Raw genomic sequence first — 17,302 nt, 5'->3', positions numbered from 1 at the left:
CCAACCCCGAGGGGGGAGAAAGAATAGAGCGCGAAAAAATTTTATCCCTTCACTACAATATTAACGAGCTTATCAGGGACTGCGACAACTTTTATTACTTCTTTGCCGGCGAGCTTATCAATAATTGCAGGTTCACTCATGATACTTTTTTCGAGGTCTTCACGCGATAAACCTGCGGGACGGTCGAATTTTCCGCGAATCTTCCCATTAATCTGCGCAACAATTACAACACTGTCCTGTATTAAAGATTTCTCGTCAGCTTCAGGCCATGACTCAAGACACAACATTTTTTCATTGCCGAGCATTTGCCATAACTCTTCTGTAATGTGCGGACAGAACGGCGACAAACAATTTAGCAAAACATTCACGGCCTCACGCTTAATCTCCCAGCCCTCAAGAGTCGAGTCATTCAATGACGTAATCGAATTTGTAAGCTCCATTAAACGGGCTATAGCTGTGTTAAACTGCTTCTCGACGTAAATATCATTCGTAACATCGCGAATCGTCGTGTGAATCTTGCGCTTGAGATCCCGTAATTTAGAATCTTTTATCGCGTCCATGTAAATTATTTTATTGCCTGCCGACTTGAGAGAGTCTAAATTTTCCTCAACATAACGCCATACACGATTTAAGAATCTGTGCGAACCTTCGACGCTCCTGTCAGACCACTCTAAATCATTATTCGGCGGTGCAGCAAAGAGAATAAATAATCTTACTGTATCAGCTCCGTACTTCTTCACAATTTCTGTAGGGTCGACTGTGTTGCCGAGAGATTTTGACATTTTCGCGCCGTCTTTGATTACCATTCCTTGAGTCAATAATCTCGTGAAAGGCTCGCGGTATTGAGTCAAGCCTATATCGGTCAAAAATTTCGCAAAGAATCTCGCATAAATCAAATGTAAACAGGCGTGTTCAATTCCTCCTATATATTGATCTACGGGCATCCAGTAATCTACATCGCTTTTCTCGAACGGCAAATTTTTATCACCGGGCGAACAATATCTGTCAAAGTACCATGACGAACAGAAAAATGTATCCATCGTATCAGCTTCACGACGCGCAGGCCCTCCGCAATTAGGACATGTTGTATTCAAGAATTCCGGTAAATCTAATAACGGCGAGTGCCCGACTTCTTTTACTTCTACATCTTCAGGGAGTCTAACGGGTAAATCTTTCTCAGGCACAGGAACAACCCCGCATTTATCGCAATAAACAAAGGGAATCGGAGTCCCCCAATAACGCTGACGGGAAATGAGCCAATCACGCAACTTGAAATTTACTTCACGTTTGCAGATGCCTTCATTGACTCCCCATTCAATCATTTGCTTTATCGCGTCTTGAGTCTTCAGTCCGTCAAATTTTCCAGAGTTGCAGGCGATTCCGTCTTCCTCGAATGCATGAGTCATTTTTTCGCCGTCTAAAATTGTTCCGTCAGCAGGATTTATTACAGGTATAACGGGAATATTATATTTTCTGCAAAATTCAAAGTCGCGCTGATCGTGTGCAGGGACTCCCATAATTGCGCCCGTCCCGTAGTCGATTAAAATATAATTTGCTACCCAGATCGGAATTTTTTTGCCTGTAACGGGGTTAATGCCGTAAAAAGGAGTCTTAAAGCCGAGTTTTTCTGCTCCTGCGTCGGATCTCTCTATTGAACTTTGCGAGCTTACGAGCTTTACAAATTCAGAAAGTTTTGCAGCTTCATCGGGACTCATAGCTGACTGCATTTTTTTGACGAGTTCATGTTCGGGAGCAAGAGCAATAAATGTAACGCCGTAAATCGTGTCAAATCTAGTTGTGAATGCTTCAAGATTATAATCTAAGTCAGGAATCTTAAACGAGAGCCGCGCACCTTCAGAACGTCCGATCCAATTTGTCTGCATGATTCTAACGCGTTTAGGCCAGCCCGGGTCTAAATCTTTCTCTATGTCGTCAAGTAATTCCTGCGCATAATCAGTAATCTTTATGAACCACTGCTTTAAATTTTTCTTAGTAACAGGAGTCTTGCAACGCCAGCAGCCGCCCTCGACAACCTGCTCATTTGCTAAGACAGTCCCGCAAGTCTCGCACCAGTTAACCGGAGCTTCTTTCTGATAGACTATCCCGCGTTTATACATTTGCAGGAAAATCCATTGATTCCATTTATAATAATCAGGAAGGCACGTAATAGCTTCACGATTCCAATCATAACTGTAACCCATGCGCTTTAACTGTTGAGTCATGTAGGCGATATTTGAAAGCGTCCAGTCATGAGGCTTAGTCTTATATTTCAAGGCTGCATTTTCTGCGGGCATACCGAAAGAGTCAAATCCTATTGTGTAGAGAACGTTTTTATTATTCTTGCGCAAAAATCTTGCGAGAACATCACCGATTGAGTAATTGCGAATGTGTCCCATGTGTAAAGCTCCGCTCGGATAAGGGAACATTTCGAGACAGAAAAATTTTTCTCTTGACGGGTCTGTGTGAGACTCAAAGCATTTAGCTTCGTCCCATTTTGCCTGCCATTTTGATTCTATATTAGCAAAGTCGTAAGGCATTAATAAATTTTTCCCTCCATTAAGATAAATAAATTTTTTTCTTGCAATTATACAACAGGAAATTTTTATGACACTGAGTGAAGGTTGCAAAAATATTTTCGTGATAATCTGTGCTGACATTAGCGCAGAAAATAAATACTTTGTGTGCATTAATGAGAGTCAAAAAATTTTTTGCGTGATTCAATGAGTTTGCGTGAAAAAATTTTTTCGTGAAGTCTTGCAAGCTATATGATGAGATTAAAATTTTGTATTGGTAAAAGTATTAGTAAAATATTTATCTCTTAATGTGTGATTGATTCATGAAAAGTTTTGTATATTATAGCATGTTAATTCGTGATATACTTGTACATAATAAATTTTTCGGCTAAAGGACGCTTGACAAACATGAATAATAACATAATTGAAGCAGGAAGCAGGAAGCAGGAAGCAGGAAGCATACATCTTATATTATCTGGAAGGCTCGGCAACCAATTATTTAGATACGCTTTTGCGCGTGCATTGCAGGTAAAATTTTATCCCGACTACATTATTGACATAAACATTAATGAATTTACGGAAAATAAAAACAACGATGAAACTTTTTCTAATGGCCTCAAAGATTTTAATATCCAAGAAGTTAATTATAACAGTGAACCTCCGAGAAAATTTATAAACTTTTTCCAGCGCTGTTTATTATCGTTCAGACATAGAATTATCGAAAAAATTTTTCGCGGCAAATCTTTCATTTACGTTGATACAAAATTTGTTCAGCCCATATTAAATAAAGCTGGTGTCTATATGCCTAATCATGCACTGCCATCCGGTTACGTTAAACCACGCCGCTCACCCCTGAAAAATTTATACTGCCAGGCATATTTTGAGAATCCGAAATATTTTGACGGCATAAGAAATATTTTGCTCGAAGAATTTACTCCCCGTCATGATGTATTGACTCATAATATAAAGCTGCTTGATGACATAAAAAATTCCGAATCTGTCTGTGTAAGCATTAGGCGGGGCGACTTTCTTTCACCTCAATACAGATCTAGATTCAACGTATGCAACGAAGAATATTTTATCACCGCAATGAAGGCAATCCGCGAAGAAATTTCTGACTGCAAATTTTTTGTATTCTCTGATGACGTGGAAGACGTAAAGAAAAATTTTCACTTCCCATTTGACGTAACATACGAAAAAGGTGATGACCCAGTTTGGGAAAAATTGAGACTCATGTATAATTGCAAACATTTTATAATCAGCAATTCTACTTTCAGTTGGTGGGCGCATTATTTGAGCCGCAATAATAATAAAATTGTCTATGCTCCAACACCATGGCGCAGGGGAGAATCATGCAAAGATTTCTATTTGCCTTACATGAGAACTATAGAATGTTGAAAACGTGATATAATTTAATAAATTTACGTGAAAGGACTCTTGACAAAATGGAAATCAGCCCCATAATTGACTCAGGACTCAGGACTCAGGACTCAGGCTATCTTAATGTAAAATTTGAAGACTACCAGCGCGAAAGACTCGACGAAATTTATGATATCATAGTTCCATATTCAGAAATGGAAAAAAATGCGAGATATTTTCTCAACGGGATAATCAGGTACTTCAAGCCCGCAAAAATTTTAGAAGTCGGAGTCTCTCAAGGCGGCGGCACTGCATTAATTCTCAACGCAATAAAAGATTTGGACTCGCAGTTAATTTCAGTTGACTACTGCGAAAAATATTATGCAGGCGGAAAAGACAATAACAAATTATCCGGCTGGCTGGTCGACGAAAAATTTTCACACCTCAAAGATAAATGGCAGATCTACAGGGGCGGAGATATTTCGCGCTTTATTGAGAGAGTCGGCGGAGATATTGATTTGCTTGTGCTTGATACGGCACATCTTCACCCGTGGGAGACGTTAAATTTTTTGTGCGTTCTGCCGTTTATGAAGCGTGAGTCTTGGTGTGTTCTGCATGATGTATCGTTAAATTATTTGCCAGGCCGTGAAAATGATTTAGCTTGCAGATATTTATTTAGTTATGTTGTATCAGATTATAAAATTATGCCTGCTCCCGAAAAAAATATCCCTCATTTTGCGAACATAGGCGCATTTAGAATCACTGACGATACTGTAAAATATGTTCGTAATTTGTTCGAGAGTTTATTAAATCCTTGGCAGGCTATACCGGGAATATTTGACAAAAAAGTTTTTCGCTATGGGACTCCTATTTTGTCGGAAGATATTGACAGCATAAAAATTATTTTCGCGAAATATTACCCCGATTACGTGAAATTTTTTGATAACGTCATAGATTTTCAGCAGGGAATCGCGCAACACAAAATAGACGCATATAATAGCTTTAAAGGAGTCTGGAAGCGTTATTTCCCGTTGAGCTTCATTGCATTAAGGGCGATCAAGCGCATTTTAACCGGGAAAAAATAAATTTATTCGCGTCCTGCCTCAATCTCGCCGAGTTTTTCTTCAAAGCCGTAAATAGTCGGATCAATGCTGTTTACGGTTTTATTAAGTTCGTCAATCAGCCTGAAATTGAATCCCTTCGGCAATCTATTATTGAATCGCTTAATCTTCAATAACGCCTGCAAATAATTTTTCTCGTACTGCATTATCAATTTAGCAGCCATTAAAGCACTTGGCCTCGACTCATCAAGAAATAAGCGCGCCATCTCTAAATTTTCTTCTATTGTCATTTCGTCGTACCAGATTGCAGCGAGAATAGCTTTAAATTTTTTCCGTTGTTTACCGTGAGTGATTCTCTTTGCGGCAAAATCTATTTTCTGCATACCGTTTAAAAGAGTCTTCAGTACGTCATCAGGATTTAGCGACGGTTTAGAATATTCTGCGATGTATTCGGCTTCTATCTCGATTAAAACTTGTTCGCGCAATAATTTCCCGAATGACGGTCTAAGAGTTATTACAGCAGGTTCAGGAGGAGAGTCAATCAACTTGCGAAATTCAACGCCCGTGTCAAAAAATTCGCTCTCATAAGGCGAGTCTTTCAGCCACGACACAAAACCGGGATCGAATAAACCTTTACGCCCTGCACGCCCGGCCATTTGCAGAAAATCTATTTTGCTTATGGGTTCATAACTGCGATAATTTACGAGTTGTGCAAAAATTACATATTGTGCAGGAAGATTTACGCCCAGTGATAGAGCATTTGTACCGCAAACGACATCTAATAATCTTTCACGGAAGGCTGACTCAACTAATAATTTTTCTTTAGGGAACATTGCACCGTGATAGAGTCCTACACCTTTTAATAATGAAGGGGGCATATGTTTAACTTCTAAGATATTTGCGAGTTCATGAAGTCTCTTCACGTTTTCGGGGGGGATTCGTTGTCTTGACGCTGCAATTTTTTCGGACAGGTCGATAACGCCTCTTTGTGAGAATAGAAATACTAATGCGTCATGGATTCCGTACGTTCTGAAAGGTTTATCGGGAGTGAAAATTAATTCTGTAACGCGTTTCTTGCTCTCATGAATCACAAAATCTCTCTGGCAGATGTGCGACAAATAACGGCCTATACTCTTGACTCCTCCTAAAGTTGCGGACATAACTAAAATTTTTGTCTCATAGTCAGTATTAACAAGCCCGTCTATGTACATTCTTGCGCGGTCTGAGTCGCTGAAAATATAGTGAAATTCATCAACAATTAATTTTTGACGGGGGACTCTCGCATATTTCATCGTGTAAATTTCTTGAGTGCAGCAAATTATATCGGCTCCCTCATTGCGCTTGAAATCTCCTGTTTCGATTCCGACATCAAGTCCCATTCTGCGCAGATCCATATATCTTTCATTGCTTAGAGCTTTAATCGGAGCAGTAAAAATTATTCGTTCAGCGTCGTTATTCTTGATTACGTTTCCGTCGGTGTCAATTATTCCCGCCCATAAGTAAGCGACTAAAGTTTTTCCGGAACCTGTCGGCGCACTTAGTACAGCGTCATTATTATTTATGTGATTGAATGCGTTAATTTGCCAGTCGTAAAAGTTTATTGCGCTCAAAAGTTTTTATCCCTTCATTATAATAATGGGCAGCTCATAAGCCGGGTTCTGTGTTAAAGACGGTCATTTATCTAGAATTTCTCTCACGAAAAATTTCAAGCGATCTAACCCAGAGGCAGCAGGGCAACTGTTCAAAACCTCTCTATTTGATCTTGCTTCGGATGGGGCTTGCAAAGCATATGAATTACTTCATATCTGGTGGGCTCTTACCCTTCACCTTTTCACCGTTGCCAAAATTTTATAAATGGCTGTATATTTTCTGCTGCGCTATCCCGCGAATTACTTCGGCCAGCCGTTAACTGGCATCCTGCCCTGTGAAGCCCGGACTTTCCTCGACAAAAATTTTTGCCGCGACCGTCTGAACTGCCCAACGAAATTATTTTATCACGCTGTCTAAATAAATTTGCGTAAACATGTCTGCTGCCGTCTCTAAAATTTTATCGTTGAAATCATAATTTGCTGTGTGAATGTCAGGATAATTTTTTCCGTTGCCGACATAAAAAATTGCGCCCGGCACCTGCTTTGTATACCAGCCGAAATCTTCTGAAGCTCTGAATGGGTCAGGCAGATTAATAATTTCGAGATTGAGACTCTTTGCAGCACGTTTGACTCTATCGACACAAAATGACTCGCTTGTTGTCTCCGGAAAGTAGTCAAAGCCTTCACAATTTACGCCGAACCCGAATTTTTTTGCGAGAGTCTCAGCCATATTCACGACCTGATTACGAAATTCGCGCATGTCTGACTCTTTGCAGGCTCTAAGAGTTAAAGAAATTTCGCCTTCACCGGGGGAAATGCCGAAATTTTTTTCGCCGAGATTAATATTTATGATGGTGCATAAAATTTTTTGTGACTCATTTGCGTTATTGATATATTGAATCAAGTCAGCGATTATAAATGCAGGATTGAGTCCTTTTTCCGGTTCGCTTGCATGAGATTTACGGCCTGAAAATTTTATAGTGAGTCCGGCAGAACAACATTGACAAAGCCCTTCACGCACGATAATACTTTTTTCGGGATAACCGCTCCAGTTGTGAAGCGCATAAATTTCACGTATATTTCTTTCGTGCAAAAGATTGACGCATTCACGGCCTCCCATGCCGGTTTCTTCTGCGTGCTGAAAAATTAAGTAGACCGAACGTTTTCGCGGCAAATTTTCGAGTTCAAGCGCAAACCCGCACAAACTTGCACAGTGTCCATCGTGGCCGCATTTATGAGATATTCCGGGATTCTGTGAGGAGTAATCGACTTCTAAATTTTCATTAATGGGCAATGCGTCCATATCAGCGCGAAAAGCTATAGCCTTTGTGCCTTCAATATAACGAGACGCATAAAAATATTTTCCGCAGTCAACTACAGCAAGACTCGTGTTAGACTCGATGAAGTCCATTAATCTGCGCTTAGTAGTTTTTTCTTGGCCGGAAAGCTCCGGGAATTTATGAAGTTCATGACGCAAATTTATTATTCGCGATAAATTTTCTTGATTCACGTATAATTCATCTCGTTTCAAGTTTATATATTGCGATTATACTAGTTTTGTGAAGTTCTTGCAGATTGACGGGAAAAATTTATTTAATTTGCGGGACTCATGGCGACTCATGGGTGGGGAGGGGGGTATGGGGGGACGGGCTTTTGGGGGTCCCCCCATTTACGAATCACCAAAAAATTTTAATGCCGACTCTAATGCATATAATTAATCCCGCAACAAAAGCAATTATCATCAACAATGCACTATCACTCAAGACAAACACGGGAATTTGCGCGACTCATTACGAATCACCAAAAAACTTTAATGCTAACTCTAATGCATATAATTAATCCCGCAACAAAAGCAATTATCATCAACAATGCACTATCACTCAAGACAAACACGGGAATTTGCGCGACTCATTATGAATCACCAAAAAATTTTAACGCCGACTCTAATGCATATAATTAATCCCGCAGCCAAAGCAATTATCATCAACAATGCACTATCACTCAAGACAAACACGGGAATTTGCGCGACTCATTACGAATCACCAAAAAACTTTAATGCCGACTCTAATGCATATAATTAATCCCGCAGCCAAAGCAATTATCATCAACAATGCACTATCACTCAAGAGTCCTATAATGCCGCTTAACAATGGCGCAATAGAGGTAAATGCGAGAATCTTTGCTATTTTCAGCGCATAAAGTTTTTTATCGCCCTTAATCTTGACTACACGATTTTTCGCGATTAGTCGTATATCTCTAGTCCATGCTATCAAAACCGCGTACAACAAAATCGCTCCCGCAAAAATTATCATAAATATTGAAGCATATTCCATAACATATTCCCCCCTTAAACATCTGCTGTATTCCCCGCGAAAAATTAGCAGCGCCCCACCCGCCCACCCGTTTATAGTTTATACCCCGCAAGTGCAGGAGTTTTTTTGCGCGAAAATATTACAAGCCCATATAACCGAATAAAATTATTCCCGCAAACGCACTTAATAGCAAAACTTTCGGGATAGACACGCGGAATTTCACGAGCAGAATTAAATCTATCACGCCCATTATAACCGACGGCACATGAATATTTGACTCTAAATCTACATAATTCACTAGAACTAAATCTATAACAACTCCCGCAACAAGTCCGACACACGCAGGCCGTACACCTGTCATTATTTGCGCAAGACGTTTATTTTTTCTGAAGTGTTCGAAGAATATCGCAGCAACAAAACATAATGTGAAAGTCGGTGCAAGCGCGCCCATGTTCGCAATAAATGCCCCAGGAAGTCCAGCCGCACGCATTCCCGCAAAAGTAGCACAATTTAATCCAAGTGGGCCGGGAGTCATTTCTGCAATTGCAACAATGTCCGTAACTTCATGAGCGGTCATCCAATTATGTGAAATCATTTCACTTGATATCAGGGGAATCATTGACAAGCCGCCGAAACTCGTAAAGCCGATTTTTACAAAGCTCCAGAAAAGTTCAAGCAGTAACATCAATTTTCTTCACCCTCTCATAATATTCGCAAATTATCAAGCCCATAACAGCACCGATTATTACAAGCCAGACAGGACTCATGCGCACGAAAAAATATAATACGAACATCAAAGCAGCAATGACATAACACGGGGGAATCTTGAAAGCACTCTTAATCATTCCCATTAACGCACTTATAATCACAGGAGCTACAGCAGTCCTAACGCCACGCATAGCAGCAGCAACCCAAATATTTTCTTGAAACGCTGTATAAAAACTTGTGATAATTATCAATACAATCATTGGAGCCGTAATCATCCCAAAGACGCATGCAAGCCCCCCGAAAAATCCCGCCTGCCTATGACCGAAGAACATCGCAATATTTCCTATCATTGTACCGGGAAGACTTCGGCCTATGCTGGTAATGTCAAGTAATTCTTCACTCGTTAAAATTTTTTCGCGTCTTACGTATAATTCCTGCATTTGTGCAACAATGCTCCATCCGCCACCGAATGTGAAGCAGCCAAATTTGAGAAAATCAATATACAAGCGCAGAAGCATAATTTATAATTCCCCCTTTGATGATTTAATTTCAGTTATCGTATCACGAATTAATGCAGCCCGCTCAAAGTCTAATTTCTCTACAGCATCCCACATAGCGTGTTCGAGTTCTTGAAGAGTTAATCTGCTGGTTAATTTTTTCCTGCCGCCTGACTCCTTTGCGCCCGTTTTACCAGATTCAAAAGCTGTTGCTAATTCCGGCGGTAATAAGTCTGCTACATCTTTCGTAATGCTCGTTGGTGTAATATTATTTGCTTTGTTGAATGCGATTTGTTTTTCCCGTCGTCGTTTGGTTTCGTTGACTGCGCTTTGAATGCTGCCGGTCAAGTTGTCCGCGTATAAAATTATTTTGCTGCCGATATTTCTTGCTGCACGTCCCATAATTTGAATTAATGAACGGTAAGAACGCAAATAACCTTCTCTATCAGCGTCAAGAATCGCAACAAGTGTAACTTCAGGGAGATCCATTCCCTCGCGCAATAAATTAATTCCGACTAAGACATCAATTTTTCCTGCTCTTAAATCGCGTATTAATTCTGCCCTCTCGAAAGTATTTAACTCTGAATGAATATATTTGACTCTAAATTTTAGTTCGCTTAAATAGTCTGCTAAGTCTTCAGAAGATTTTTTTGTGAGAGTGAGGACTAATGCTCGTTGATTATGCTTGACTGTATCTCGTAATTTGTCGATTAGGTCATCAACTTGAGTCAACGCCGGCAAAATTTCGACTTCAGGGTCGGGGATTCCTGTAGGTCTGATTAACTGCTCGACGACTTTAGAAGACGCTTTCAACTCATAATCGCCGGGGGTAGCTGATACAAAAATTGCTTGATTTATGCGTGACACGAACTCTTCCCATTCAAGCGGCCTGTTATCAAGACATGAAGGGAGTCTAAAACCGTTTTCGACGAGAGATTTTTTTCGCGCTCTGTCTCCGTTGTACATGCCTCTGACTTGGGGTAAAGTGATATGAGATTCATCAACTATCATAATGTAATCATCCGGAAAAAAGTCTATAAGAGTTCCGGGCGGGTCTCCTTTTTTGCGTCCGTCGAGATAAACGGAATAATTTTCGATTCCTGAACAATAACCGGCCTCTTGCAGCATTTCGAGATCATAAAGGGTGCGCATTTTGATTCGTTGTGCTTCTATGTGCTTGCCTTGAGCGATAAAATTTTTCTCGATTTCTGATAATTCATTCTGTATTAACGGTACGGATTTATTAATTGAGTCTGATTGAGTTACATAATGTTGTGCGGGAAAAATGGAGGCTTCATTTACAGTTTCGATTATATGACCTGTTAGGGGCTGGGTTATGTCAATGCGTTCTATTTCGTCATCAAAGAAAGTTACTCGCAGGCATGACTCTTCTTCGTAAGCTGGAAAAATTTCGACTGTATCGCCTCTGACTCTGAATTTGCCGGGTTCGGGTGTGTAGTCGCTTCGTTCGTAGTAATTTTTCACGAGGTCTGCAAGAAAGTCGCGCATGTCGATTTTGTCATTGACTCTGAATGAAATAATAGCGTTCTCGTAATTTTCCTTGAGGCCAAGTCCGTAAATGCATGAAACACTTGCAACAATTATTACATCTCTGCGTTCGATTAATGCTTTAGTAGCCGAGAGTCTTAGACGTTCGATTCTGTCATTAACTGACGCGTCCTTCTCTATATAAGTATCACTTGAAGGGATATATGCTTCGGGCTGGTAATAGTCATAATAGCTCACGAAATAACGGACTGCATTTTCCGGGAAAAAATTTTTAAATTCGCTGTACAATTGTGCGGCCAAAGTTTTATTATGAGCTAGAACGAGTGCAGGACGGTTTAAATTTGTGATTACGTTTGCGATGGTGAAAGTTTTTCCGCTGCCAGTTACGCCCATTAAAGTTTGAAATTTATTCCCGGCCGTTATGCTTTGAGTAAGTGAGTCAATTGCTTCTGGCTGATCTCCAGAAGGCGGCCAATTTGAATGCAGTACAAAATGTTTTGATGAACTCATAAGTATAATTTTCCCTCCGTGTGAATGGTGTATAATGTAACAAAACATCCGGGGCGGGAGAGGTCGCACCGAATGAACAACAAAGACTGCCTAAGCGGGGATTGCGACCCAACTCAGGCGAAGTCTTCAGAAAATGACTAAGCTAGTGTGTGAGCCACCAGCGGACGAGCCTTAAAGCAAGCTCTAGAACTGTTGCAGTTACAGAAATGTATTGTAGCAGTTCTATTATTTTATCTAATAAATCCTTCACTGGCTTTCACCTCCTTTCAGTCAATATAGACTCCTAGGAGATGTCCCCCGGCGAGTCCCGTCCAGTAATAAAACCTGAACGCCTCTCCGTGAAATATTTTATCATAGTGAATTTCTTGATGGTGTATAATGTAACAAAATATCCGGGGCGGGAGAGGTCGCACCGAATGAAATACAAAGACTGCCTAAGCGGGGATGCAGACCCCACTCAGGACTTACGTCTTAAGCAAATAGCTAAAAGATGAAATATCCTAGCGGGTGATCCAGTAACGAATCACTCTTAGAAGAATCTCGAGAACTGTTGCAGAAAATGAAACAATCTGTAGCAGTTCTATTATTCTGTCTAGAAAGTCTTTCACTGGATTTCACCTCCTTTCGGCCAATATAGACTCCTAGGAGATGTCCCCCGGCGAGTCTCGTCCAGTAATAAAACCTGAACGCCTCTCCGTGAAATATTTTATCATAGCGAATTTCTTGATGGTGTATAATGTTAATAAGTTGTCCGGGAGAGGTTTCGGACATTACGTAAATTAATAAAATCAGGCTGGTCGAAGCGGGGTTTCTGACATCCCCACCACGGCACAAGCCCGAAGATGAAGACAATTAACGCTTAAGTACTCGGACTAAGTCCGTTAATGCTCGTACAAGGTCAGTAATGGCTTTGACGAGCTTTATTATACTTCTCACGTTATCACCTCCCCTCAGCTAAGACAGACTGCGAGGAGCACCCCTCGGCGAGCCTCGTTCCTAATGCGTGTCTTGCATCGTAGAACGCCTCTCCGTGAAATATTTTATCATAGTGAAATTTGTGATGGTGTATAATGTTAATAAGTTGTCCGGGAGAGGTCGGACGAAAATTTTAGGGCTTCCGAAGCTGGGTGGGATCCCCGCTTCAGACAAACGCCCTTTGCGGAGTGATTACGATTTCCAGACCCGGATTAAATCCGTTAATGCTCGTATAAGTTCAGCCAGTTCTTGTACGAGTTTTATTATTGCCTTAATGGCCTTCATCGCTGTCACCTCCTTTCACCTAAAATAGGCTGCAGGAGATGTCCCCGGCGAACCTCGTCCAGTAATAAAACCTGAACGCCTCTCCACAAAATATTTTATCACGTTAATTTTTCACAGCATGTTATAATCTCGTTAATTCAAGATTTCACACGTTCTAAAAATTTTTCGCCTTCAGAAGGAGGAAATATTATATATGGAAGGAAATTATTTATTGTTATTCTTGACTCTCTGGCCTATGTTCGGGGGGCTTGTCTCTTATCTCGCCGGAAAAAAAGACAGAAAATTACGCGATTATACAGCAGATTTTATTTGCCTCGTTGAACTTGCTTTGACTCTTTACTCTTATAATCTTATCGGTACAGAATTTAAAGCTGCCGGAGTCTGCGGTCTAGGAATAAAATTTTCTCTTGACGGATTCAGATTCATTTACGCCGTAATAATTGCTTTCATGTGGGCAGTAACTACAATTTTTTCACGCGAATATCTGACACATCACAGAAATAGAAACCGTTATTATTTATATGTGCTAATGACTCTAGGCGCAATAATGGGCGTTTTCTTGTCAGGCGATTTATACACAACGTTTATATTTTTCGAGATGATGTCGCTATTCTCGTTTGTAATGGTAGTGCAGGACGAGACACCGGAAGCCCAAAGAGCTGCGCAGACTTATTTAGCAATAGCAATTATCGGCGGTCTTGTAACGCTCACGGGATTAATATTATTTTACGCTAAGACAGGGACTCTCGACATTGACTCATTATCAGGACTCAATATCAGCAAAAACGAGCTTTATATTTCAGGAGCATTAATTTTCGTAGGATTTGCTGCAAAAGCTGCGATATTTCCATCTCATATATGGTTACCGACTGCCCATACTGCTGCGCCTGCTCCATCAAGTGCTTTATTATCAGGACTGCTCACAAAATCGGGATTGTTCGGAATTATAGTTTTATCTGCCGGACCTTTTTTGCATGACTCTTTATGGGGATTTATGCTGTTAATTCTCGCAATTATCACAATGGTATTAGGAGCCGTCCTCGCTGTTTTCTCGGTCAACATAAAACGGACTCTCGCGTGTTCGTCAATGTCGCAGTTAGGGTTTATTTTGACGGGAATATCTATGCAATGTTTCTTAGGCCGTGAAAATGATTTAGCGGTCAGAGGCACAATTTTATATATGATAGGACATTCGCTCATAAAACTTGTATTATTTCTTTGCGCGGGAGTCGTTCACATGAATACTCATAAATTAGACTTGAACGAGATAAAAGGCTTCGGGCGCGGGAAAAAAATTTTTATGTTCGCTTTCATAATGGGAGGACTCGGCCTTATGGGTGCTCCGTTATGGAATGGCTATTTAGGCAAGACATTAATACATGAAAGCATTGTAGAACACATACACCACACGACGGGGACTCTTGCATTTATGAGTCTTGCGGGAGAAAAATTTTTATTCGAGGTCTGTGAATGGCTGTTCTTGATCTCCGGCGGTCTTACTACTGCTTACGTGATTAAATTATTTATTGCGTTATTTATTGCTGAACCTTCACCAAATTTGCACGAGAAAGAAAAATATATTTCCGGCGTAAATGCTGCGTTATTGACTCTTTCTGCGTTGATTCTTCCGTCAATAGGAATGCTCCCGAACATTATCGGCGATAAAATAAGCGTCTTAGGCTCAACATTTATGCACGCTCCCGAACATCATCACATAATAAATTATTTCACGTTTGAGAATCTCGAAGGCTCAATAATTTCAATTTCTATCGGAGTCGCCGTATATTTCCTATTTATAAAGCGTTCATTAATCGGCGAAAATTACAAGTATTATGACAAGTGGCCGTCATGGTTAAATATAGAAAATTTCTTGTTCAGACCGGTTATAGGTGTGATACTGCCGTTTATTGGTGCGTTGTTTGCGAAAGTTTTAGATTTAATAACTGCAGGACCGGTAACGCTCGCACTATCGAATATATCGCGCATAAAATTTATTCGTCCGCCTGAAGATAAAGATTTTGGATATTATCACGACGAAGCGAAAAATGAAACAGTCGGGACTCTTTTGCCTTCGAGTCTTGCATACGGTTTAATGACATTTGCTGTCGGACTATTATTTGTTATAGCGTTCATGATGTTATAAAATGTTGTCGGACTCCTGAATTATTTATGCGTTTGGGAGTCTGATTTATGCTATAATTCGCAAAAATATTATTTATTAGGAGGCTTGACAAGTTTGGCGAAAAATCAGTATAATGGCTCGTGGCTCGTGGTGTGCGTCTTGTCAAAAAGTGTTTAACATTCATACGAAATAAAGTAGTTCGCTTAATAATTCCAAGAGGTAAAGTAATAATATTCGAGAGCAACCCGGATTTTTCCTGCAACACTTACCCGGTTTATAGACTCCTGAAAAAGTTTCTGCCCGATTATAAAATGGTCTGGCTGATAAAGCACGGCACAACAAATAAAGACGCTGACGATACAATTTATGTTGACCGCCTCACACGCTTTGAGAATTGGAAATTTGAATATTATATGTTACGCTGCAAAATTCTTGTACAATGCAATATTTTACATCACAAATTCAGGCGCAAACAGATTTCAATTTTTCTGACTCACGGCAGCAAAACAAAAAAAGTTAAGGGCGTTTACGATATGCAAAGTGCTGCTGTTGATTATGTATGTGTACAGTCTCATTTTTTCGACGATGCCATAATTGACGATTATAATTGCAGGCGCGAACAGTTAATTTATACAGGTTATCCGCGTTGTGATTATTTCTATCGCGAAAAAGTTCCCGACATTGCAGAAATATTGACAGGCCGTCAAATGAAATTTATTATCTGGCTGCCGACGTTCAGAGTCCAAAAAGGTAAATTTAGAGATGACGCGCCCGGCTCAAAATTTAATAATATCGGCGTTCCATTGTTTTATTCGCTTGAGAGCTTGAAAGATTTTAACGCTTTTCTTCAGGAGCAGGACATTCATATTTTATATAAGCCTCACCCCGCGCAAGATTTAGATTTCATAAAAAATGAGCCTCTCTCAAATTTTCATGTAATTTATGATTCTGATATTCTCTCGAAAAATTTGCAGCTTTATCAGGTTATAGCACAGTCTCAAGCACTCATAACGGATTATAGCAGCGTTTTCTGGGATTATTTATTGCTTGACAGGCCGATAGCAGTTACTGTTGATGATCTCGAAAGCTGGAAAAATGCGCGTGGTTTCGTGTTCGATATTGAGAGCGTTCACAAAGAGTCCGCAGAAATTTTATCAGCAGAAAATAATTTACGGCAATTTATCACAAACGTAATCAATAAACGCGACATAAAGCAGCAGGGGCGCAGAAAATTTCGAGATTTGGCAAATATTCATCAGGACGGCAACTCGGCACTCAGAGTAACAAATTTTATTCTCGAAAAACTTGGCCGCAAACATAAAATTATAGGCTACGTCAATGGAGTATTTGACATGTTTCACGCCGGACATCTCAATATTATTTATCAAGCAAAAAAACGCTGCGATTACTTAATTGTAGGTGTATATTCAGATGAAATTGTCAAGACATATAAACCACATGCACCTATTATAAATGAGAATGACCGCCAAAAAATTGTTAATTCAATTAAATGTGTAGATTACGCATTTGTAAGCAGTACAAGAGATCAATTAGAACTATGGAATAAATATAAATTTGATACAGTTTTTGTCGGCGATGATTGGAAGGGTACAGAACGCTGGAATAAATTTGAGAAGATTCTCGCAGAAGTCGGCGTAAAAGTCGAATATATACCATACACGCAGGGAATCTCTACGACCATTTTACGCGAAAAAATTAAATCACAGGAGGAAAATTAAATGTTAATTACAAGACTGCTCAGAAAAATTTATAGTAAATACAAACTCTCGAAATTCAGAAATTTTATCGTTAATTCACATCACAATATATCTAAAATTGATATTAACAATATTGCGGACATG

The 17,302-nt window shown here is 40.0% G+C and carries 12 protein-coding genes and 1 other RNA gene; 5 read left to right on the top strand and 8 right to left on the bottom strand.

Annotated features, from left to right (window positions below; translation table 11 throughout):
• Nucleotides 1-41 precede the first annotated feature (41 nt).
• Nucleotides 42-2,537, bottom strand: a complete 2,496-nt coding sequence (locus tag IJT21_10660; protein MBQ7578710.1) for a leucine--tRNA ligase — start codon at nucleotides 2,535-2,537, stop codon at nucleotides 42-44.
• 384 nt (nucleotides 2,538-2,921) lie between these two features.
• Here IJT21_10660 and IJT21_10655 point away from each other — a divergent pair, with 384 nt between their 5' ends.
• Both IJT21_10655 and IJT21_10650 read left to right on the top strand, forming a co-directional pair.
• Entirely contained in the window at nucleotides 2,922-3,911 is a 990-nt protein-coding gene (locus tag IJT21_10655) for an alpha-1,2-fucosyltransferase (protein MBQ7578709.1), read from the top strand.
• Between the two features lie 47 nt (nucleotides 3,912-3,958).
• Nucleotides 3,959-4,957 carry a class I SAM-dependent methyltransferase gene (locus IJT21_10650; GenBank protein ID MBQ7578708.1) on the top strand — a complete coding sequence of 333 codons (999 nt, stop codon included), beginning with the start codon at nucleotides 3,959-3,961 and terminating at the stop codon, nucleotides 4,955-4,957.
• Between the two features lie 2 nt (nucleotides 4,958-4,959).
• On the opposite strand, the gene IJT21_10645 is transcribed toward IJT21_10650, so the two are convergent.
• From IJT21_10645 to IJT21_10635, 3 genes are all read right to left on the bottom strand, one after another.
• A complete protein-coding gene (locus IJT21_10645; GenBank protein MBQ7578707.1) occupies nucleotides 4,960-6,543 on the bottom strand; it encodes a DEAD/DEAH box helicase in 1,584 nt (527 codons plus the stop codon).
• 22 nt (nucleotides 6,544-6,565) lie between these two features.
• An RNA gene (rnpB, locus tag IJT21_10640) (RNase P RNA component class A) lies at nucleotides 6,566-6,913 on the bottom strand.
• Nucleotides 6,914-6,919: 6 nt separating this feature from the next.
• Entirely contained in the window at nucleotides 6,920-8,032 is a 1,113-nt protein-coding gene (locus IJT21_10635; GenBank protein ID MBQ7578706.1) for an amidohydrolase, read from the bottom strand.
• 237 nt (nucleotides 8,033-8,269) lie between these two features.
• On the opposite strand from IJT21_10635, the gene IJT21_10630 reads away from it, so the two are divergent.
• A complete protein-coding gene (locus IJT21_10630) occupies nucleotides 8,270-8,482 on the top strand; it encodes a hypothetical protein (GenBank protein ID MBQ7578705.1) in 213 nt (70 codons plus the stop codon).
• 79 nt (nucleotides 8,483-8,561) lie between these two features.
• Here IJT21_10630 and IJT21_10625 read toward each other — a convergent pair whose 3' ends face one another.
• The 4 genes from IJT21_10625 to uvrB all read right to left on the bottom strand — a co-directional run bounded on the left by IJT21_10625 (nucleotide 8,562) and on the right by uvrB (nucleotide 12,058).
• Nucleotides 8,562-8,855 carry a hypothetical protein gene (locus IJT21_10625; GenBank protein MBQ7578704.1) on the bottom strand — a complete coding sequence of 98 codons (294 nt, stop codon included), beginning with the start codon at nucleotides 8,853-8,855 and terminating at the stop codon, nucleotides 8,562-8,564.
• 118 nt (nucleotides 8,856-8,973) lie between these two features.
• Nucleotides 8,974-9,522, bottom strand: a complete 549-nt coding sequence (locus IJT21_10620) for a chromate transporter (protein MBQ7578703.1) — start codon at nucleotides 9,520-9,522, stop codon at nucleotides 8,974-8,976.
• Nucleotides 9,506-10,060 carry a chromate transporter gene (locus tag IJT21_10615; protein MBQ7578702.1) on the bottom strand — a complete coding sequence of 185 codons (555 nt, stop codon included), beginning with the start codon at nucleotides 10,058-10,060 and terminating at the stop codon, nucleotides 9,506-9,508. The genes IJT21_10620 and IJT21_10615 overlap by 17 nt, the downstream gene beginning before the upstream one ends.
• A gap of 3 nt (nucleotides 10,061-10,063) precedes the next feature.
• Nucleotides 10,064-12,058, bottom strand: coding sequence for an excinuclease ABC subunit UvrB (uvrB, locus tag IJT21_10610; protein ID MBQ7578701.1), 1,995 nt, complete (start codon nucleotides 12,056-12,058; stop codon nucleotides 10,064-10,066).
• A gap of 1,453 nt (nucleotides 12,059-13,511) precedes the next feature.
• On the opposite strand from uvrB, the gene IJT21_10605 reads away from it, so the two are divergent.
• Together IJT21_10605 and IJT21_10600 are read left to right on the top strand one after the other, a co-directional pair.
• On the top strand, nucleotides 13,512-15,461 hold the full coding sequence (locus tag IJT21_10605) for a hypothetical protein (protein ID MBQ7578700.1): 1,950 nt from the start codon (nucleotides 13,512-13,514) through the stop codon (nucleotides 15,459-15,461).
• A 119-nt stretch (nucleotides 15,462-15,580) separates the two neighbouring features.
• The gene (locus tag IJT21_10600; protein MBQ7578699.1) at nucleotides 15,581-17,179 is read left to right on the top strand and encodes a CDP-glycerol glycerophosphotransferase family protein; all 1,599 of its coding nucleotides are present in this window, start codon (nucleotides 15,581-15,583) and stop codon (nucleotides 17,177-17,179) included.
• Nucleotides 17,180-17,302 lie beyond the last annotated feature (123 nt).

It is taken from the genome of Synergistaceae bacterium (assembly GCA_017443945.1).
Taxonomy (GTDB): domain Bacteria; phylum Synergistota; class Synergistia; order Synergistales; family Aminobacteriaceae; genus JAFUXM01.
The sequence above is the reverse complement of the archived record's forward strand: the minus strand, read 5'-3'. Positions and strand labels throughout refer to the sequence as shown.

Bases quoted from the DNA above. Each gene is read 5' to 3' on its own strand.
- IJT21_10660 (MBQ7578710.1), bottom strand. From the start codon at position 2,537: ATGCCTTACGACTTTGCTAATATAGAATCAAAATGGCAGGCAAAATGG.
- IJT21_10655 (MBQ7578709.1), top strand. From the start codon at position 2,922: ATGAATAATAACATAATTGAAGCAGGAAGCAGGAAGCAGGAAGCAGGA.
- IJT21_10650 (MBQ7578708.1), top strand. From the start codon at position 3,959: ATGGAAATCAGCCCCATAATTGACTCAGGACTCAGGACTCAGGACTCA.
- IJT21_10630 (MBQ7578705.1), top strand. From the start codon at position 8,270: ATGCACTATCACTCAAGACAAACACGGGAATTTGCGCGACTCATTACG.
- IJT21_10625 (MBQ7578704.1), bottom strand. From the start codon at position 8,855: ATGGAATATGCTTCAATATTTATGATAATTTTTGCGGGAGCGATTTTG.
- IJT21_10615 (MBQ7578702.1), bottom strand. From the start codon at position 10,060: ATGCTTCTGCGCTTGTATATTGATTTTCTCAAATTTGGCTGCTTCACA.
- uvrB (MBQ7578701.1), bottom strand. From the start codon at position 12,058: ATGAGTTCATCAAAACATTTTGTACTGCATTCAAATTGGCCGCCTTCT.
- IJT21_10605 (MBQ7578700.1), top strand. From the start codon at position 13,512: ATGGAAGGAAATTATTTATTGTTATTCTTGACTCTCTGGCCTATGTTC.